The organism is Niallia sp. Marseille-Q9988, from assembly GCF_976954375.1.
In genome coordinates this window covers 575,846-594,871 of record NZ_CDRJSZ010000004.1, presented here as the reverse complement: position 1 = coordinate 594,871, position 19,026 = coordinate 575,846, and the positions used below count along the sequence as shown (strand labels likewise).

18 protein-coding genes, 1 riboswitch and 1 other annotated feature are annotated in these 19,026 nt (G+C 35.0%); of the genes, 5 read left to right on the top strand and 13 right to left on the bottom strand.

Going from position 1 to position 19,026, the window contains the following annotated elements; genetic code table 11:
- Positions 1–174: 174 nt before the first annotated feature.
- From leuS to ACWNMZ_RS09910, 3 genes are all read right to left on the bottom strand, one after another.
- A complete protein-coding gene (gene leuS, locus ACWNMZ_RS09920) occupies positions 175–2,595 on the bottom strand; it encodes a leucine--tRNA ligase (RefSeq protein ID WP_251628735.1) in 2,421 nt (806 codons plus the stop codon).
- 53 nt (positions 2,596–2,648) lie between these two features.
- Positions 2,649–2,875 (bottom strand) — a binding site (T-box leader).
- Between the two features lie 127 nt (positions 2,876–3,002).
- The gene (locus ACWNMZ_RS09915) at positions 3,003–4,169 is read right to left on the bottom strand and encodes an amidase (RefSeq protein ID WP_349205036.1); all 1,167 of its coding nucleotides are present in this window, start codon (positions 4,167–4,169) and stop codon (positions 3,003–3,005) included.
- A 34-nt stretch (positions 4,170–4,203) separates the two neighbouring features.
- Positions 4,204–4,770, bottom strand: coding sequence for a histidine phosphatase family protein (locus tag ACWNMZ_RS09910; RefSeq protein ID WP_349205035.1), 567 nt, complete (start codon positions 4,768–4,770; stop codon positions 4,204–4,206).
- 271 nt (positions 4,771–5,041) lie between these two features.
- Between ACWNMZ_RS09910 and ACWNMZ_RS09905 the strand changes: the two genes are divergently transcribed.
- Complete coding sequence (locus tag ACWNMZ_RS09905) at positions 5,042–6,247, top strand: MDR family MFS transporter (RefSeq protein WP_031540489.1); 1,206 nt, start codon at positions 5,042–5,044, stop codon at positions 6,245–6,247.
- A 47-nt stretch (positions 6,248–6,294) separates the two neighbouring features.
- Here the strand turns inward: ACWNMZ_RS09905 and ACWNMZ_RS09900 are convergent, their stop codons facing one another.
- Together ACWNMZ_RS09900 and ACWNMZ_RS09895 are read right to left on the bottom strand one after the other, a co-directional pair.
- Positions 6,295–6,459 (bottom strand): hypothetical protein, encoded by a 165-nt coding sequence (locus ACWNMZ_RS09900; RefSeq protein WP_031540488.1) that lies wholly within the window; start codon positions 6,457–6,459, stop codon positions 6,295–6,297.
- 12 nt (positions 6,460–6,471) lie between these two features.
- Entirely contained in the window at positions 6,472–6,735 is a 264-nt protein-coding gene (locus ACWNMZ_RS09895; RefSeq protein ID WP_031540487.1) for a YtzC family protein, read from the bottom strand.
- A gap of 205 nt (positions 6,736–6,940) precedes the next feature.
- Here ACWNMZ_RS09895 and ACWNMZ_RS09890 point away from each other — a divergent pair, with 205 nt between their 5' ends.
- Positions 6,941–7,906 (top strand): TIGR01212 family radical SAM protein, encoded by a 966-nt coding sequence (locus ACWNMZ_RS09890; protein ID WP_235251269.1) that lies wholly within the window; start codon positions 6,941–6,943, stop codon positions 7,904–7,906.
- Positions 7,903–8,475, top strand: coding sequence for a tRNA (mnm(5)s(2)U34)-methyltransferase (locus tag ACWNMZ_RS09885; RefSeq protein ID WP_235251271.1), 573 nt, complete (start codon positions 7,903–7,905; stop codon positions 8,473–8,475). The genes ACWNMZ_RS09890 and ACWNMZ_RS09885 overlap by 4 nt, the downstream gene beginning before the upstream one ends.
- Positions 8,476–8,594: 119 nt before the next feature.
- On the opposite strand, the gene ACWNMZ_RS09880 is transcribed toward ACWNMZ_RS09885, so the two are convergent.
- Both ACWNMZ_RS09880 and ACWNMZ_RS09875 read right to left on the bottom strand, forming a co-directional pair.
- Positions 8,595–9,689 (bottom strand): tetraprenyl-beta-curcumene synthase family protein, encoded by a 1,095-nt coding sequence (locus ACWNMZ_RS09880; RefSeq protein ID WP_031540484.1) that lies wholly within the window; start codon positions 9,687–9,689, stop codon positions 8,595–8,597.
- 14 nt (positions 9,690–9,703) lie between these two features.
- Complete coding sequence (locus tag ACWNMZ_RS09875) at positions 9,704–10,507, bottom strand: alpha/beta hydrolase (RefSeq protein ID WP_031540483.1); 804 nt, start codon at positions 10,505–10,507, stop codon at positions 9,704–9,706.
- Between the two features lie 407 nt (positions 10,508–10,914).
- Here ACWNMZ_RS09875 and ACWNMZ_RS09870 point away from each other — a divergent pair, with 407 nt between their 5' ends.
- The gene (locus ACWNMZ_RS09870; RefSeq protein WP_031540482.1) at positions 10,915–11,766 is read left to right on the top strand and encodes a C39 family peptidase; all 852 of its coding nucleotides are present in this window, start codon (positions 10,915–10,917) and stop codon (positions 11,764–11,766) included.
- Here ACWNMZ_RS09870 and asnB read toward each other — a convergent pair.
- The 5 genes from asnB to ytkD form a co-directional block, all read right to left on the bottom strand.
- Positions 11,756–13,657 carry an asparagine synthase (glutamine-hydrolyzing) gene (gene asnB, locus ACWNMZ_RS09865; protein ID WP_349205034.1) on the bottom strand — a complete coding sequence of 634 codons (1,902 nt, stop codon included), beginning with the start codon at positions 13,655–13,657 and terminating at the stop codon, positions 11,756–11,758. The two genes, ACWNMZ_RS09870 and asnB, sit on opposite strands and share 11 nt — an antisense overlap.
- 375 nt (positions 13,658–14,032) lie before the next feature.
- A complete protein-coding gene (gene metK, locus ACWNMZ_RS09860) occupies positions 14,033–15,232 on the bottom strand; it encodes a methionine adenosyltransferase (RefSeq protein ID WP_349205033.1) in 1,200 nt (399 codons plus the stop codon).
- 317 nt (positions 15,233–15,549) lie between these two features.
- A riboswitch (SAM riboswitch) is annotated at positions 15,550–15,707 on the bottom strand.
- 69 nt (positions 15,708–15,776) lie between these two features.
- On the bottom strand, positions 15,777–16,019 hold the full coding sequence (locus tag ACWNMZ_RS09855) for a DUF2584 domain-containing protein (RefSeq protein WP_031539033.1): 243 nt from the start codon (positions 16,017–16,019) through the stop codon (positions 15,777–15,779).
- A gap of 55 nt (positions 16,020–16,074) precedes the next feature.
- The gene (locus ACWNMZ_RS09850) at positions 16,075–16,866 is read right to left on the bottom strand and encodes an alpha/beta hydrolase family protein (protein WP_192840954.1); all 792 of its coding nucleotides are present in this window, start codon (positions 16,864–16,866) and stop codon (positions 16,075–16,077) included.
- Positions 16,867–16,897: 31 nt separating this feature from the next.
- Entirely contained in the window at positions 16,898–17,380 is a 483-nt protein-coding gene (ytkD, locus tag ACWNMZ_RS09845; RefSeq protein WP_349205032.1) for an RNA deprotection pyrophosphohydrolase, read from the bottom strand.
- Between the two features lie 339 nt (positions 17,381–17,719).
- On the opposite strand from ytkD, the gene ACWNMZ_RS09840 reads away from it, so the two are divergent.
- Complete coding sequence (locus ACWNMZ_RS09840) at positions 17,720–17,977, top strand: DUF6154 family protein (protein ID WP_031539030.1); 258 nt, start codon at positions 17,720–17,722, stop codon at positions 17,975–17,977.
- 82 nt (positions 17,978–18,059) lie between these two features.
- On the opposite strand, the gene ACWNMZ_RS09835 is transcribed toward ACWNMZ_RS09840, so the two are convergent.
- On the bottom strand, positions 18,060–18,830 hold the full coding sequence (locus ACWNMZ_RS09835; RefSeq protein WP_031539029.1) for a sulfite exporter TauE/SafE family protein: 771 nt from the start codon (positions 18,828–18,830) through the stop codon (positions 18,060–18,062).
- Positions 18,831–19,026: the final 196 nt, after the last annotated feature.

The window sequence follows — 19,026 nt, the reverse complement described above, 5'->3', positions numbered from 1 at the left end:
CTTTTTTAATGCTTAATTTTTTCCAGCTACCGCGCTCTCGCTTGGTGGCCTTTTTGTCTAGTTGGGGGACGAGTCCCCCAACTAGACAAAAAGGATATTTATTCTCCCACAAACATTTTACTCATACGCCCATAGCAAAAACGAGGCCGGTCAATATAGACCAGCCTCTTCTCGTTAATTTGCAACTATATTAACTAATTTCCCAGGAACTGCAATTACTTTACGTACTTGCTTTCCATCAATTTGTTCTTTTACTTGATTGTCTTCCATCGCGATTTGTTCCAATGCATCTTTATTTGCATCTGCTGGAACCATTAGTTTCGCTTTTACTTTTCCATTAATCTGAATAACAATTTCTACTTCATCGTCTACTAATTTTGCTTCATCATATGCTGGCCATGCTTCATAAGCGATAGATTGGTTTGAGCCCGTGATAATTTGCCATAGTTCTTCGGTCATATGCGGACATATTGGTGAAAGTAATTTCACAAATCCTTCTACATATTTTTGGGGAATACTATCTGCTTTATAGCACTCATTGATAAATACCATCATTTGTGAAATAGCTGTGTTAAAGCGAAGCGCTTCAAAATCCTCTGTTACTTTTTTAACTGTTTGATGATAAATTTTGTCTAGCCCCTTCATTTCCTCTATAGTTTGAACTTTTGAAGAAAGCTCCCCATTATCATCAACTAACAATCTCCAAACACGATCAAGGAATCTTCTAGAACCATCAAGGCCATTTGTTGACCATGCAATCGCAGCATCTAGTGGTCCCATGAACATTTCATATAAACGAAGTGTATCAGCTCCATGGCTTGCTACAATTTCATCTGGATTTACGACGTTTCCTTTTGACTTACTCATTTTTTCATTATTTTCACCAAGAATCATTCCTTGGTTGAATAATTTTTGGAATGGTTCTTTCGTTGGAACAACGCCTATATCATAAAGCACTTTATGCCAGAAGCGTGCATATAGAAGATGCAAGACAGCATGTTCTACTCCACCAATGTACATATCAACTGGAAGCCATTCTTTTATTTTTTCAGGGTCTGCAATTTGCTTGTTATTTTTTGGATCAATATAACGTAAATAATACCAGCTGCTTCCTGCCCATTGTGGCATTGTGTTTGTTTCACGTCTACCCTTTTTACCAGTTACAGGGTCTACAACGTTTACCCATTCTGCTATATTTGCTAACGGGGATTCCCCTGTACCAGATGGCTTTATTTCAGATGTTTCTGGAAGTGTCAATGGTAATTCTTCTTCCGGTACTCCAGTCATTGTGCCATCTTCCCAATGGATAATTGGAATTGGCTCACCCCAGTAACGTTGACGACTAAATAGCCAATCACGAAGTCTGTACGTAATTTTCTTCGTTCCAATTTTTTTCTCTTCTAACCAGCTAATCATTTTTGTTATCGCATCTTCTTTATTCAAACCATTTAAGAAATCAGAGTTTACGTGCTCGCCATCACCAGTATAAGCTTCTGCTTCTACATTTCCTCCAGCTACAACTTCTTTAATTGGCAACTCAAATGTCTTTGCAAACTCATAATCTCTTTCATCATGAGCAGGAACAGCCATAATGCTTCCTGTACCATAGCTTACAAGCACATAATCAGCAATCCAAATTGGCATTTTTTCTCCGTTAGCCGGATTAATGGCATATGCTCCGGTAAATACACCTGTTTTCTCTTTTGCTAAGTCTGTTCTTTCTAAATCACTCTTACTTTTAATTTTTTCTAAGTATGCTTCTACCGCCGCTTTTTGTTCTGAAGTTGTAATTTTTTCTACAAGGGCATGCTCTGGAGCAAGTACAGCATAAGTAGCACCAAATAATGTATCAGGTCTTGTTGTAAATACAGTAAAGTTTTCCTCATGATTGTCAATTTGGAAGGTAACTTCTGCTCCTTCTGAACGGCCAATCCAATTACGTTGCATTTCTTTAATGCTTTCTGGCCAATCTACTTCATCTAAATCTTCTAATAGACGATCTGCATATGCCGTTATTCTTAATACCCATTGGCGCATTGGACGTCTTTCAACAGGATGTCCTCCGCGTTCACTCTTTCCATCAATAACTTCTTCATTTGCTAGAACTGTGCCTAATGCCGGGCACCAGTTAACTGCCACTTCATCAACATAAGCTAAGCCCATTTCATATAGCTTTAGAAAAATCCATTGTGTCCACTTATAATATTCTGGGTCAGTAGTATTAATTTCACGATCCCAATCATAGGAAAATCCAAGTGATTTTATTTGGCGACGAAATGTATCAATGTTTTTCTGAGTAAATTCAGCTGGATGGTTTCCAGTATCTAATGCATATTGCTCTGCTGGCAAACCAAATGCATCCCACCCCATAGGATGAAGTACATTAAAATCCTGCATTCTCTTCATTCGAGATAGAATATCTGTTGCTGTATACCCTTCTGGATGTCCAACATGAAGTCCTGCTCCAGATGGATATGGGAACATATCTAATGCATAAAACTTTTTCTTGCTTTTTTCTTCACTTGTTTTAAAAGTTTTGTTTTCTTCCCAAAACTTTTGCCATTTTTGTTCTATTTTCTGATGATTAAAGCTCATCTTAAATCCTCCTATAAAGTTGTTTTAGCCAAAATAAAAAGCCTCTCATCCCAAATAGGGACGAGAGGCATTATGTATAATCTCCCGCGGTACCACCCACAATTAGTGAATAAATCACTCGCTTCATTATCCTTTAACGCAGGTGTACGGCAAGCATTACTAAAAGTTCACACTTGCAACTCAAAGGCGAGTTCAAGATGTTTTTGACTGACTTGCACCACCCGTCAGCTCTCTTTTGTTTCAAAAGGGCATCTTTACTATTCCTTATCCGTGTTGTTCACTTATATGGTCTTTATTGTATTGTATTTTGATTCATGTTGCAAGTAGTTTTCAGATTAAGCAGATATCAAGCAATCACTTGCTTATTTCTTTCATTATACGTCTCAACCTGTCCTATGTTCCTTATTTCACCATTTTCCTTCCAATTCAGCAACTAATTGAAGCAACTTTCGATCCTGATTTCGACCAGCAATAAAGGAAAGTCCAATTGGCGCTCCTTCTAGAGTTGCTAATGGTACATTCACTTGCGGAAAACCCGTTAGTCCAGCAATGCAACATAGCTGAAAAGTTTGACTTCTTTTTACTTCTAACTCTTCCACTGGAAGATTCAAAAGTGGCGCTTTCCCAGGAGCAGTAGGAATAATTAAAATTCCGTCATCTTCAAGCAGTTTTTCCATTCTTTCCTTAATTATACGTCGTTTTTTATTATAATGTGATAAATCCTCTTCTTTTAAAGTACTTGTCCATTGAAATCTTTCTGCTATTCCTGGACCAAAAGTAGGATTTACCTTTTGAATCCAAACTCCATGTTCATGCCAAATCTCTCTTCCTTGGATTTGTCTAAAAATCTCCGCCCATTCCTTTAACCCCTCTTCTGCAATAATAGTACTGGAATAGCTTGGTACAGTAGCCTCTAATTTTTTCAAAAATGGTCTAAAGGTATCCTGTACTTCCTTGTCAGCTAATGCCCATGCATCACTTCCTATCATAAACCGTGTAAAGGAATCATCCTTTTGTTTCGGTAAAAGCACTTTTCCTACTTCATATAAGATTTTTGCATTCTGTGCCATCCATCCAACCGTATCAAAACTTTTCGCAAGGGGAATGACACCATCTATAGTAACTGCACCATGGGTAGGACGGAATCCATATATTCCGCAATAGGAAGAAGGTATCCTTACTGATCCTCCTGTATCTGTACCTAACGAGAAATCAGTTAAATCTGCAGCAACTGTCACTGCGGAGCCACAAGAAGAGCCTCCAGGAATACGATTGGCGTCCTTAGGATTAATAGGAGTTCCGTAATGATAGTTTTCTCCGTTTAAGCTATACATTAATTCATCCGTAATCGTCGTTCCCTTTAATGTAGCACCATTATCCAGTAAATCAACAATTGCAGGTGCTGTTTTTTTTGCGGGCTCATGACTTTGGAGCCAATCCGGATTTCCAGCAGAAGAGGCATAATCTTTAATGGCAAATACATCTTTCACGGCAAATGTTAATCCATCCAAGCTTCCTTTTTTTGTAGCTCCAACTGAAATATTTTCATCTATATATGCACCATAATCACACATCTTTATAAACCCCTCCCCATCTTTCTATCTTTCTTTACATTAAATGATTGACTAGGTTATAGTCTTTTACCTCCCATTTCTTCTCTTTATAATGAATATTGCTCATACATGCATTCGATAAGTAATTTTCAATCATTAGCTGATCTTCGGAGACAACAGTTAATAATGTATGTATAACAGCACCATGCGCCACTAATAAAACTTTTTGCTCCGGGAACTGAGAAAGTATTTTTTCCAAACCACTCATAATTCTTGTTATTAAATCCTCTCTCGATTCCTGGTTTGGATACTGATGATTTGGATACAAAATGGCTCTTTCTTCCCTTGTCTTCCCTTCTGCATCTCCAAAGCTACGCTCCATAAATTCATTCATTTCTACCATCTTTAGCTTTAATGCTTCATTGATGATCATCGCTGTATGCTTTGCCCTTTTCAGTGGACTTGTGACAATGACGTCCCAGTCAGAACCATCTAAATAATCTCGGCATTGTTTTGCCTGCATTATTCCATTTTCATTCAAAGGAATATCTGTCTTCCCTTGAATTTTTCCCCTTACATTCCAATCTGTTTCTCCATGCCTTATTAAACATATCTTTGTCATTTATTTGATCCTTTCCATGTACTAACGTTATGTTTTAGCGATATTTCTACTTTATTAGAAAATTATTAATTTTTCAAACAAATTAATTGTTAATAAGATTTCCTATTATAAAAAATTCCCCTTTTTTACTAAAGAATCCCTCCTATTACATCTTATTCTATCTGAAAATTCCGCCTTTGGAAAAATCGATATTATTTTATTGCAGGTTTCTCTAAAAGGAACTACACTTATTTCTGGTATTTAGAAATTTAGTTTGCAAAGGAGCATTAATATGCCTCGTTCTCTTTGGCTATTAGTTATTGGAATGGCTGTAAACGTTACAGGCTCTTCTTTACTCTGGCCTTTAAATAGTATTTACATTCATGAGCATTTAGGAAAAACACTAACGGTTGCAGGATTTATCCTAATGCTTAATTCTGGAGCAAGTGTTATTGGTAATTTAATCGGAGGCATTCTTTATGATAAATTAGGTGGATATCTTTCTATCTTATTGGGAATATCTTTAACTGCATCCTCTTTATTAGGTCTAACTCTTTTTCATAATTGGGGTGCATACTGTACTTTCTTTACCTTATCTGGGTTTGGATCAGGAATTATCTATCCTAGCATGTATGCAATGGCAGGAAATGTCTGGCCAGCAGGAGGAAGAAAAGCCTTCAATAGTATTTATGTTGCTCAAAATGTTGGTGTTGCACTTGGGTCAGCGATTGGCGGATTCATTGCCTCTTATTCATTTCAATTTATCTTTTTATCTAACACGCTAATGTATGGAGTATTTTTCCTTATTGCCTTTTTCAGCTATAAAAACATTCAAGTAAAAAATGATATCCTTCCTTCTTTAAATAAGAAAAATTCTAGAAGAAAAGGAAAGCATATATTAAAGGGAAGCCCTGCTATGTATTCTCTTGGAATTTTAGGATTTGGTTATTTATTATGCTGGATCTGCTATGTCCAATGGCAAGCAACAATATCTACCCATACACAGGAACTTGGTATTCCATTAACACAATATAGTTTATTATGGGCTGTAAACGGAGGACTTATTGTTTTTGGTCAACCACTTATTTCTTTTTTCACTAAAAAAGTATGCACATCCATAAAGAAACAAATGCTTATGGGGATTTCCATTTTTATCATTTCCTTCCTAATTGTTGGTAAAGCAGAAATCTTTAGTGGTTTTCTTGCGGCAATGATTATTTTGACCATTGGAGAAATGCTAATTTGGCCAGCTGTCCCAACCATCGCTGACAAGCTAGCTCCTAAAGGAAAAGAAGGCTTTTTCCAAGGGATTGTAAATAGTACTGCTACAGGGGGAAGAATGATTGGGCCGCTTCTTGGAGGAATGCTTGTAGATAGTAGTGGAATGACAGTACTTGTACCTGTTTTAGTGGTCTTATTGGTTATTAGCTTCATTACTGCCTTTTTCTATGATTATCCAACAAAGGAATCTGCTAAATTAACTCCTAAGACGAATTAATATGTAAATGTCCCAACTGTTTCATGCAGTTGGGACATTTTTCATAGCTATTCTTGTCTTGTTTTCGATTTAGCTGGTTGTCCACCAGATTGTTCATATTTCTTTTTTGCTGCTTTAACTAAATCCACATCTTTCCCCAACTCTAGATCCTGATTATTTATCCCATTGCGCGTTTTTTGTTCCGGGTTATTTTTCTTTGAACGTTTATCCATAATGATGCCTCCTTAATGCAATCCTAATGTCAATTGATTTTGCATTTGTTCCACAAGTAATCTCATGCGATGAAGCTCTTCTCGTTGCTGTTGATTAGCACTATGGTCCATCGTATGCAAATCATTATAAATTTCTTCTAACTGCATTTGTGCATCTGAATATTCATTTGAATTATAATGCTCTTGACGACTTGCTGTTTCATATTGTTGTTCTGCGTAATTGATTACTTGATTGCATCGTTCTAATAATTCATTCATGGACTGACGAGTAGCCAAAAGATAACCCTCCCAACAATCAATACATTTAGAAGCAGCTTTGCTTCCGTCCATAGTATCTGTTTATTAAGCACATCCTATTACTTCCTTTTCTTAACTGATGATGAAATTCTGTTGGATTAAGACTAAAGACATGTTAAAATTCATAGGTGGAAAATATGGAAATAGAAATAAATAAATTTAAATTGCTTAGGAGGTTACTGATATGAATCAGAATAACCCATTCCCATACGCGTCAGATAATAAAAGATACCATACTTGGAATTATCATCTTCGTAACGAGTTTGGACACAAAGTTTTCAAAATTGCATTAGACGGTGGCTTTGATTGCCCAAATCGAGATGGAACAGTAGCACACGGAGGTTGTACTTTTTGCAGTGCTGCTGGTTCTGGGGATTTTGCCGGTAATCGTGTCGACAGTCTCGAGAAACAATTTCATGATATAAAAAATAAGATGCATACGAAATGGAAAGACGGAAAATACATGGCCTACTTCCAAGCTTATACGAATACACATGCACCAGTGGACGTACTCCGAGAAAAATACGAAGTCGTTTTAAAGCAAGAAAACGTTGTTGGACTTTCTATTGCAACTCGTCCCGATTGCTTGCCTGATGATGTTGTTGAGTATCTTGCAGAGCTTAACGAACGTACTTATTTATGGGTAGAACTAGGCTTACAAACTGTTCATGAAAAAACAGCAACACTTATTAATCGCGCACATGATTTCCAGACCTATGTTGAAGGAGTTAATAAACTAAGAAAGCATAATATTCGTATCTGTTCCCATATTATTAATGGACTCCCAATGGAAACAAATGAAATGATGATGGAAACTGCCAAAAGTGTTAGTGAACTTGATGTACAAGGAATAAAAATCCACTTGCTTCATCTGCTTAAAGGAACGCCAATGGTAAAGCAATACGAAAAAGGCATGCTTGAATTTTTAACATTTGATCAATATATATCACTGGTTTGTGATCAATTAGAAATATTACCACCAGAGATGATTATTCATCGAATTACCGGTGACGGACCAATTGAGTTGATGGTTGGACCGATGTGGAGTGTAAATAAATGGGAAGTTTTAAATAAAATTGATGCAGAATTAAAAAACAGAAATAGTTGGCAAGGAAAATTTTATCAGGCAAATAAGAAGGTGACACAATGAAGCTTGAAAGAGTTATTCCTTTTGCACATCAATTATTAGAAAAAGCTGTTTCAAAAGGCGCCATCGCTATCGATGCTACAATGGGTAATGGGCATGATACGGTCTTCCTCGCAAAACTTGTTGGCGAAAAAGGGAAAGTTTATAGCTTTGATATTCAAAAAGATGCTTTACTTGCGACAAAGGACAAGCTAACCAGTCAAAAATTGGAAGCAACTGCTTCTCTTCATTTGTGCGGACATGAGCATATAATGGAAGTTGTTCCTACTATGTACCATGGTAAAGTCACTGGTGCTATTTTTAATCTAGGCTACTTGCCTGGAGGGGATAAATCGATTGTAACAAAGGCTGACACTACTATTGCAGCAATCGAACAATTACTACAAATCCTGTCTAAAGAAGGTATTATTGTATTAGTTATATATCATGGCCATCCCGAAGGTGCTATTGAACGAGACAAGTTAATTGCCTTTGTCGAAAATATAAATCAACAGGAAGCCCATGTACTTCGCTACCAGTTTATTAATGGAATTAATAATCCTCCTTTCATTATTGCTATTGAAAAAAGATAATGTCAAATTTATCTAATTAGGGCTGGGGTGTTAACCTTTCCCTTATTGGATTATATATTAAAAAAGTTAGACAAAACTACCCTTTTTCAAGAAGTTTGTCTAACTTTTTCTAATTACATTTATTTACTAAATGCTCTTAATGCTATGGCTGGAACTACTTTTTGAAATTTTCTATAGGCTCTTCCATTTAAATAGAAAAAATAACCAATTGGACCTGAGGTTTTTATCATGTTTTTCGCAAGTTTTCGGATATTTTGCTGTTTATAAACCTTCTCATCTGATAAATAAACACCTAATAATCCCCTATTAATCAATTTATGAAATTTCTGATGTGGCAATTTATTAGTATGACGGTCTGCCTCTGTTACAAAATGTTTTAACCGATTGAATAACTCTTCCTCATTTTTATAATAAAAGCAGAAATTTAAATCTCCACCTATTTTATCTTCCTCTTGATCAATAAAATAATCTAACAGTATATGAAGACCTTGAATGTATGGAAAATACCCGTCTCTAATTAAAGCGGCATAGGAATCATCAAAGTCATCACGAAACGCATAAGAAACTAAGCAAAATATCCCTAGAGTAGATCCGGAGCAAGCAGAAAATTCATACCACTCCATTTTTGGCACATGATTTTTATTTTTCTCAAACCAAAACTTTAATCTTGGAATTCGCTCTTCCATATTTACATGTTTATGTATTTGTAAATCACAGTAATAGCGGCATAACTCAAGAAGCTGTTCTCTTATACTCGCATAATTCTGTAGCTCACTCAGTGTATCCCTACAAGTTTTAGCAAGATCATATAAATAGCCTCCATCATCTTGGTCTTCTCGATAACGATAATAGTTACTCGGCTCAGCACCTACTGTTAAGGCATGCTCCATCGATTCATGCAAAGCTGAAAAATCATTCGGATCTAGTGAAGTGCTTCGATCACAGAGATTATCTAAATAATCACTTATGGTTTGATAAGCAACAATAAATTTAATTACTTCTTTGTATTTACTCATGGCTATAAGCGCCATAATGGAACCACCTTCACAATGAAAGGTTTTATGCTCAATACTTGCTAATGCTTGCTTCCTTAATTCTAAATTGGGAATATTCCTTGCTCTTTGTGTCCAATAATTTAATTCCTGATGAACAACTGGAAAAACCTTCAAGTAAACCTTCGACATTAATGTTAATGGCATCTTTGGAACTGACATATTAAATACCTCGCTTATACGATATAACCAATTGCTTTCAATTGACTATTGATAAAATCCTTCGTGTATTCAAACACTTCTTCTCTTTCTGGTTCATTAAATATTTCATGATAATAATCTGGCCATTCCTTATATCGCTTTTCTGATAATGGTACCATATTGAACCAGGATTTTACCATTTTTTTATCTACAACAAGATCACCGCCTCCTTGCATAACTAGTAGGGGCAAGTCTTGTGTTTTCGCTATATCTTCAAAAGCTCGTTTTGTTGCGTCAATTAATTCTCGATACCATCTTACAGAAACTTTTGTGATGTATAATGTATCATTGGAGTCAATTTCTCTAACCTCTGCATTGCGAGTTGCCATATCAATCGTTAATCCAGAATTAATTCTAAGTTTGGGAGCCACTTTATTTAAGACAAGGGACATTAAACTTATTAATTTATTTGGATATTTTACTAATCCTAAACAAGGGGAGGATAAAATCATCCCCGCAATTTTTAATTTATCTTGTTGAAGCAATCTAATGGATGCAAGGCCACCCATACTGTGCCCCAATAAAAAAACAGGCAAATCAAATTGATATGCTGCTTGAATCCAATCTTTAATTTCTATTGTATATTCATCAAAAGAGTCTATATGCCCTCTATCAGATCTTGTTGTCATTCCCTGTCCAGGAAGATCTCCCATTACAACATGAAAACCGGCTAACCGAAACATTTCAATAAGCCATCCATATCTTCCATGGTGCTCCATTGCTCCATGAACAATAACAATGACAGCCTTTGCGTTTCCCTCAGCTTCCCATTTCCACATAACAGTTCCTCCATCCCATCCAAAATCTATATTATTTTACATATTTTCAAACAAAACATAGTTATTAAGGAAAAATAAAGATTTGTTTTATACATTAACCATTAAAGAATGAAACCCTTTAAGCGAAGTATAGTTTTATTATTATTTTCCAAAGTTTCTTTAATTATAGCAAATATATTGAAAATGTAACGATATTAACCATCACACGTCCATGCTCAAAAATTATGGTATACTAGAAGGTGGTTTAATTTGTCGAATATTAGGGAAGGAAATCATGAATGAATATCGTTTAAAGAAGCATTCAACTAAGCATTATTGCGTTATAAATATTACTCTATTTTCCTAAAGGTATTCTTATTTTAAACCGATAAAAATAAATAAAGATAGTAATTAGGTGAGAATATAAAATGAATTCAAATACAATGATAGTCCTATCATTAATTACATTGTTTTTCTTATTATATTTATTGGTAAGAAAAAAATTAAACACAATAGCTAAAAGCATCTATTTATTTACGATATTCGCCATGGTAGCTGTTAGTTTTTTGCTTATTAATAGAAATGACTTCCCCCAAATAGTCTATGCAAAAGAAGTTGCTACACAGAACACACGTAAAGCTCTTTTATCAGTAAAAGAGGAAACTGATTTATTGAAGGAATCCGTTTTATTGGATGCTCCTATTCTTAATCAGTTACCAGAGCTCCCAAGAGGCTGTGAAGTAACAAGTCTTGCAATGCTGCTTCAATATGCTGATGTCGATGTTGATAAACTGACATTAGCAGAGGAAATTAAAAAAGATAGTACACCATATGTTAGAGAAAATGGCACAATCTATTACGGAAATCCTAATGACGGATTTATTGGAGATATGTACTCCTTAAGTGGTCCTGGGTTAGGCGTATATCATAAACCAATAGCTGCACTAGCTGAGCAATATTTACCTGGTTCCATTGTTGACTTTACTGGATCTGATTTTGAAGAAATTAAAACACATCTGTCCAGTAATCATCCAGTATGGGTAATTACGAATTCAACTTTTAAGAAATTACCAGATAGTGCATTCCGTACATGGCATACACCAAGTGGCACAATAGAGATTACCTATTCTGAGCATTCTGTATTAATTACAGGCTATGATGAAGAGTATATTTATTTTAATGATCCCCTTACTGGCGAAAAAAATAAAAAAGCACCCATAACGGATTTTGAAGAATCCTGGGTGCAAATGGGTAGTCAAGCAATTACGATTAGTTCTTAATTGCTACCTTTCCCTCTTTTAAATATTCCTTTTCAAAGGAATATTTTTTTTCGATATAAATGCTATGCCATACCATGAACATTAGCACTGTCCATATTTTACGGCTATTATCTGCTTTTCCTTGACAATGGTCTTCCAATAATTGGAGCACAACCGATTTATTTAATAAGTGATCTGTATCGCTCTCTTTAATAATATTTTTCGCCCATTCATTCATTTCATCCTTTAGCCAATGACGAATTGGAACAGGGAAGCCGAGCTTTTTGCGATTTAACACATGTTCTGGTACAAATGATTCTGCTGCTTTGCGTAAAATATATTTTGTTGTACCATCCGCTGTTTTTAATGATGTCGGGATTTTCGAAGCGACTTTAAAGACCTCTTTATCTAAGAACGGCACACGTAATTCTAACGAATGAGCCATCGTCATTTTATCTGCTTTTAGTAAAATATCTCCTCGCATCCAAGTATGAATGTCAATGAATTGCATACGATCTACAGGATCATAACCAAGGCTTTCTTCATACAACGGCTTAGTAATATCTCTATAGTGCAAACCTGTATTATAGACAGAAAGTAATTTTTCTTTTTCTAACTCAGAAAACATTTTCGCGTTGCCAATATATCTTTCTTCCATTGGAGTGACTCCACGCTCAATAAAGCTCTTTCCTTTCATGCCTTCTGGAAGAATATTTGCCACAGCCCGCAACAATTTTTTTCCAACGTTCGGAATTTTATTAAACACTTCTAAAGATTGTGGTTCGCGATAAATATTATATCCGCCAAATAATTCATCTGCGCCTTCCCCAGAAAGGACAACCGTTACATGCTTTCTTGCTTCACGTGCTACAAAGTATAAAGGCACACAAGCTGGATCTGCTAAAGGGTCATCCATATGCCACATAATTCTCGGAATCTCGTTCATATATTCCTGTGGAGAAATAATATAGCTAATATTTTCTAGTCCTAATTTATCAGCTGTTTCTTTTGCTACATCTATTTCACTAAAGCCGTTATGCTCAAAGCCAACGGAGAAAGTTTTAATGCTAGGATGGAATTCTTTTGCAATACTTGCAATAATAGATGAATCAATTCCACCTGACAGGAAGGATCCAACAGGAACGTCGCTTCTCATATGCATTTTAACACTATCGAACAGTACATCTTTAATTTCCTTTGTAAACTCGTCCTCTTGTTTGACAACTGGTTTAAAGGATGCTCTCCAATATCGTTTAATTTCCATTGGTTCGCCAATTTTTTTTGTGAAATAATGACCTGGTTCTAGCTTTTTAATTCCCTCTGACATCGTATAAGGTTCAGGGACAAATTGATAAGTTAAGTAATGTTGCAAGGAAGTGTAATTGATAACATCACTTTCTAATGCTAATGAAATACTTTTCTTCTCAGAAGCAAAGTATGTTTTTTCACCATCTTCTAAATAGAAGAAAGGTTTAATTCCAAACGGATCACGCGCTCCATATAATGTCTCTTCTTGCTTATCCCATATAATGAATGAGAACATACCACGAAGCTTTTCTACCGCTTTTTCCTTTTCATGGCTATATAAAGCGATAATTACTTCTGTATCTGAATTTGTTTGGAAAGTTAAACCTGCTTTTACTAGCTCTTCTCTAATTTCTAGATAGTTATAAACTTCCCCATTAAAGATTATCCAATAGCGTTCATTTTCATATGTTAAAGGCTGATGCCCACTTTCAATGTCTATAATACTTAATCGGCGAAAACCAAATTGAATGTGGCTATCATAAAAATATCCTTCATCATCAGGACCTCTATGTGTTATAACACGATTCATTCCTGTAAATAATTCTTTTTGTTCTTCTTGAAAGTTTTGTGCTTTTTCATGTACACAGCCAACAAAACCACACATATTGCTCTCACCTTCTCCATTTCTTTTCCTACATATATTAGGACATTCATAACCATTTTTCATTGTTCTTACAATAAACCATAATTAAAATTTTACTATACCCCTAAATAGAAATTATGTTAATAGGTAATAAGATTCATAAAACCATCACTTAGTATTCTATTGTAGCATAAATAGTGTAAATTTTTAATTGGCTATTAACATTTCATCTCTGTATTTTTCTTAGAGATGGAAAAATTAATATCGTACTGATTACGGATTTTCCTTTGCCAATGAATAACGGAGTTCGACATCAAGTATTTAGACGAAAAATAAGGAAAGAAGTTACACTTTCATGCAACTTCTTTCCTTATACATTTAATTTATTAGAAGCATTTAAGCTTCGACAGCAGTTTTTATTAACTCTGCTCTATCTGTACGTTCCCAAGGTAAATCAATATCAGTGCGACCAAAATGACCATAAGCAGCTGTTTGTCTATATATTGGTTTACGAAGATCTAGCATCTTGATAATTCCTGCTGGACGAAGATCGAAGTTTTCGCGAACTGCCTCTACAAGTTTATCTTCTGCAACAATTCCAGTTCCAAACGTATCAACAGAAATAGATACTGGTTGTGCTACACCAATTGCATAAGCTAATTGTACTTCTACTTTATCAGCTAATCCTGCTGCGACAATATTTTTTGCCACATAACGTGCTGCATATGCCGCTGAGCGATCCACTTTTGTTGGATCTTTCCCAGAAAATGCTCCACCGCCATGGCGAGCATATCCACCATATGTATCAACAATGATTTTACGACCAGTTAATCCAGCATCTCCTTGTGGTCCGCCAATAACAAAGCGTCCTGTTGGATTGATGAAATACTTTGTATTTTCATCTATTAATTCAGCTGGTACAACAGGCTTGATTACATATTCTTTAATATTACGTTGAATTTGTTCTAATGTTATCTCTGGGTGATGCTGTGTGCTTATTACGATTGTATCAATACGAACAGGCTGATTATTTTCATCGTATTCGACTGTTACTTGTGTTTTACCATCCGGACGTAAGTATGGTAAGATTTCTTCTTTTCTTACCTCTGCTAGTCTTCTTGATAGTTTATGTGCCAATGAAATCGGTAATGGCATTAATTCCTTTGTTTCATTACATGCAAATCCGAACATTAATCCTTGGTCTCCAGCACCAATTGCTTCTATTTCCTCATCCGTCATCATACCTTCACGAGCTTCTAGAGCTTGGTCTACTCCTAATGCAATATCAGCGGATTGCTCGTCAATAGAAGTTAAGACTGCACTTGTTTCTGCATCAAATCCATATTTCGCGCGTGTATAGCCTATTTCTTTGATTGTTTCACGGACAATTTTCGGGATATCCACATATGTAGAAGTCGTTATTTCACCTGCAACAAGAACTAATCCTGTTGTTACAGATGTTTCAGCAGCAACTCTTGCATTAGCATCTTTAGCTAATATAGCGTCCAAAATAGCATCTGAAATTTGATCACAAATTTTATCTGGGTGACCTTCAGTTACCGATTCAGAAGTAAACAAGCGACGTTTTGTTGACATCTGATTTCCTCCTTATTTTAGAAAAAAGTAGAGCGAGGCCTAATTCCTGCACTCCTTAACCTTATCTTGATACGGTACTCATTCCCTAGATAGTATGAAGTAAAAATGGCGTTTTTATCCGAAGTCAATTCCGTGCTCTATTATATGTAACACTAGTAAAATGTCTGTAAACATAATATATATAACGAAGTATTTTGTTTCTAATAAAAACACACACCTAAAAATATACATTTTTATAAAAGATAATTAATTCATTTTACACAAAAAACCTTTTCAATAGTGAAAAGGCTCCTAGTAAAATCAATTCGCACCTTTCACTCTTATCGTTCAAGGAATATTCCTTGCTTCAGGTTAGCACCTTTCCTAAGAGAATGTCTGATTCATTTCATAAAAATGAAATAATTCAGTAATTTTCTTCACATAGTAGGTTGCTGGGTTTCATCGGGCCAGTCCCTCCACCAGCTCAGGATAAGAGAGTATCCGTTCAAAGTAAAATGATAGCTCAATCTAACAACGCATGTCAATCATTTTTCACTAGATTGAATTAATTTGTTGAATTCAATGCAATAAGCTTATAAGTAATGGACGTCTTTCCATTTTCCCATGCTAATTTTTCAATTGTCGCCATTCCAGATATCTCAGCTATTTTTGTTTTTCTAACCTCTAGCGGAATATTCATTGGATATAAACGGTAATCTTCTTTTTCTAATAGAAAAAGATTTTCTTCTAGTCTTATTTCTTTCCCTTTTGTTACAATCATTGTATTTAATTCTAAGGGCATACCCATTTTCCATTCCCCTTCTCTTTTTCTATTTTTATCCATTATTAATAGAGTATTTCTTTTATTTTACCATTTTCCCCACTTGTTTTTTCATCCAGCTAGATAGAGATGTGACAACTTTACGATTCGTAGCAGGAGGAAAGTAATGCGTAAATTCAGGAAAATACCATGTGCCCACTTCTTTACCTAACTGTTTTAATTTTGCTTCCAACCTTAGGCTATGTTCAACCGATACATTAGTATCCAATTTCCCATGAATGATTAGCGTAGGTGCATTTATTTTTTCTAATTGATAAAGTGGAGTTCTTGCATCATATCTGTCTGGATATTTTGAAGGCGTTCCTCCAATTACTCTTTTCATCATCCTACGTAAATCCTTTCGTTCTTCATAGGTGAGGAACATATCGCTGACACCACCCCATGTAACAATTGATTGAACAGGACAATTTATGCCCACAAATAAAGCCATCACTCCGCCTCTTGAAAAACCAAATACATGTACATTATTTACATTCGATAAATTCTTTAATAGTGCAAATGCAGCGATGGCATCATTTTTGTCTTCGCCCGCAAAGTCTTCATTTCCATCCCCACCTTGATTACCACGATAAAAAGGTGCGAACACAACAAAACCCTCAGATGCAAATTGGATAACTCTCCCGGGACGGACCTTCCCTACATTTTTGATGCCTCCTCTCAAATAAAGAAAACCATCATAAATTTCCCCGTCATTTGGAGAAGCAAGCATTCCCTTTACTTTTAAGCCATCAACATAATAAGTAACTAAAAAAAGATCAATAGAAGGATTAGGAGATGGAAATCGAATTTTTTCTATTATATCACCATTGTTCATGTCAATTGCTCCTTTACTTTTTTCTCCTATATTACCCTTTCCTTTCGCTTAATAATTCGTTCTGAATGGAAGAAATACAATATTTGATGACATCATCCTTCATAATAAAGCTAAATGAATCATCCAAACGTATTTCCATTAAATCGCCTTTAATTAAAACTGGACCAGCTGTCTCCTGATAATCATCTTTTGGAACTAATTGACTAATTCTTGCAAAAAATACATCCTTCACAAATGGTTCTTCTCCGAATACCTGATAGGATGCGATCCATTGAAGCCTATCAATAATCCCACCTGTTTCTTCCATAACCTCTCTATGAGCTGTTTGAATAATTGTTTCATTTTTTTCTCTTTTGCCGCCTGGAAATTCTAATCCCCTCTTTTTATGGGCCGTTAACAACCATTGATTTTTATACTGACAAATGACTAATACATGCATTGCTTCTTGCATCCATTCATTTTTTTTAAAAGAAAGTTTCACTAAATTTTTATTTTGATCATAAAATATCTCCATACCTTCTCCATTATTATGTATTATTAATATAAGTAGCTTGCATACTAAAGCAAATACATGCCTTTTAACCTGATTTTATGATATATATTATTATCATAGCAAATACTATCTATAAAACTGGAGTTTTTTATCGATAAAAAGGGTATTATTTTTTATAGATAGTAATTCCAACCATCTATTGAAATAAGATGAATACAATACGATCAAGAAACACTCATCTTTCTTAACATAATGTTCACATTATAGCTAGCAAAAATATCATGTTATCATATATAATACGGTTAAATAAAACGGTTACATTTGCATTCGATAATAAGACTGAAATAGGAGGACAACATAATGAAAATTGTTGATGAACTTTACAACTTATATAAAAATAAACTAACTGGGGATGAAGAGGATATTGATATGCTCGCCTTTGCTTTTTTAGAAGAAATGAGCAGAGAAGATTTATTACATATTATTCAAGAATTAAATGAACAAGAATTATATGATTTAATGGGTCTTTATTTAATTGAAAGCTTAAAAGGAAAGTTTGCCAGTGAAGATTATCGAAAACCTAATAGCCCTATCTTTACCCATCGAAATGTACACTGAATCGTCCTGTATTTAAATAAAAGGCTGTTGATAAACATCGGCTCACACAGAAAAACGATCATTTATCAAACGGCCTTTTTATTTATCGATTTGTTATGTAATCATATATATTTTTTCCAATCAATGTGGCAGAAACAAGGACAAATAATATTTTCACATAATTTGACCCTTTTGCAATGGCAACGCGAGAACCAATGTAAGCTCCTAAAATCATAGCAATTCCCATCACGAAACCATATAAATAGTACACTGAATCATAACATAAAAAAACGATAAGTGCTGTCAAATTACTTCCGAAATTAAGAACCTTGGCATTGCCAGCGGATTCCACAAAATCAAAACCCATTAAAAGAAAGGAAAATAAAAAGAACGAACCCGTCCCTCCCCCTAAAAAACCATCGTAGAAACCGATTAATGGTACAATGAAAAGAGCAAAGAGAAGCTTCTTTTTCGTCATTCCATTATATGTAGAGTTTATTCCCCATTCTTTTTTCGTAAGTGTATAAATAGTTACTACGATTAAAACAACAAGGATTAACGGCTTAAGTGATTCGGATGGTATTTTTTGTACAACATAAACTCCGATTGCGGAACCAATAATGGAAAGAGGCAAGAGTTTTACTATCAATTTCTTATCCGTTTTTCCATGCCTTATAAAAGAAATCGAACTAGTTAATGATCCCATGGTCGAAGCTAGCTTATTTGTACCTAACGCAATTTGTGGTGGCAATCCGGTAAATAAAAGAGCAGGTAATGATATTAATCCGCCGCCACCAACAACTGAATCAATAAATGCAGCAATAAATCCGGCTCCAATTAAAAAAAGTAGCATTCCAAGATGTAATTCTTCCATAAAAAATACTCCTTACCTGAACGTCTATTTCCAATTTAGGTAATGATTGACCGATAGACTAATTCCTACCATAACATATTAGTCATGGTCTATTTAGTACAAGCAATAACCAAATTTCGAAAACAGCTTTGTTATAACCCTTATAATATTTAACAAGCTTTCCTAGTCTACTTTATCACAATAAAGGAAAAAGGAG

Bases quoted from the DNA above. Each gene is read 5' to 3' on its own strand.
- ACWNMZ_RS09840 (WP_031539030.1), top strand. From the start codon at position 17,720: ATGAAAATTGTTGATGAACTTTACAACTTATATAAAAATAAACTAACT.
- ACWNMZ_RS09915 (WP_349205036.1), bottom strand. From the start codon at position 4,169: ATGTGTGATTATGGTGCATATATAGATGAAAATATTTCAGTTGGAGCT.
- leuS (WP_251628735.1), bottom strand. From the start codon at position 2,595: ATGAGCTTTAATCATCAGAAAATAGAACAAAAATGGCAAAAGTTTTGG.
- ytkD (WP_349205032.1), bottom strand. From the start codon at position 17,380: ATGGAGATATTTTATGATCAAAATAAAAATTTAGTGAAACTTTCTTTT.
- ACWNMZ_RS09885 (WP_235251271.1), top strand. From the start codon at position 7,903: ATGAAGCTTGAAAGAGTTATTCCTTTTGCACATCAATTATTAGAAAAA.
- ACWNMZ_RS09890 (WP_235251269.1), top strand. From the start codon at position 6,941: ATGAATCAGAATAACCCATTCCCATACGCGTCAGATAATAAAAGATAC.
- asnB (WP_349205034.1), bottom strand. From the start codon at position 13,657: ATGTGTGGTTTTGTTGGCTGTGTACATGAAAAAGCACAAAACTTTCAA.
- ACWNMZ_RS09910 (WP_349205035.1), bottom strand. From the start codon at position 4,770: ATGACAAAGATATGTTTAATAAGGCATGGAGAAACAGATTGGAATGTA.
- ACWNMZ_RS09850 (WP_192840954.1), bottom strand. From the start codon at position 16,866: ATGAACAATGGTGATATAATAGAAAAAATTCGATTTCCATCTCCTAAT.
- metK (WP_349205033.1), bottom strand. From the start codon at position 15,232: ATGTCAACAAAACGTCGCTTGTTTACTTCTGAATCGGTAACTGAAGGT.
- ACWNMZ_RS09875 (WP_031540483.1), bottom strand. From the start codon at position 10,507: ATGTGGAAATGGGAAGCTGAGGGAAACGCAAAGGCTGTCATTGTTATT.
- ACWNMZ_RS09900 (WP_031540488.1), bottom strand. From the start codon at position 6,459: ATGGATAAACGTTCAAAGAAAAATAACCCGGAACAAAAAACGCGCAAT.
- ACWNMZ_RS09855 (WP_031539033.1), bottom strand. From the start codon at position 16,019: ATGGGTATGCCCTTAGAATTAAATACAATGATTGTAACAAAAGGGAAA.
- ACWNMZ_RS09905 (WP_031540489.1), top strand. From the start codon at position 5,042: ATGCCTCGTTCTCTTTGGCTATTAGTTATTGGAATGGCTGTAAACGTT.
- ACWNMZ_RS09880 (WP_031540484.1), bottom strand. From the start codon at position 9,689: ATGTCAGTTCCAAAGATGCCATTAACATTAATGTCGAAGGTTTACTTG.
- ACWNMZ_RS09870 (WP_031540482.1), top strand. From the start codon at position 10,915: ATGAATTCAAATACAATGATAGTCCTATCATTAATTACATTGTTTTTC.
- ACWNMZ_RS09835 (WP_031539029.1), bottom strand. From the start codon at position 18,830: ATGGAAGAATTACATCTTGGAATGCTACTTTTTTTAATTGGAGCCGGA.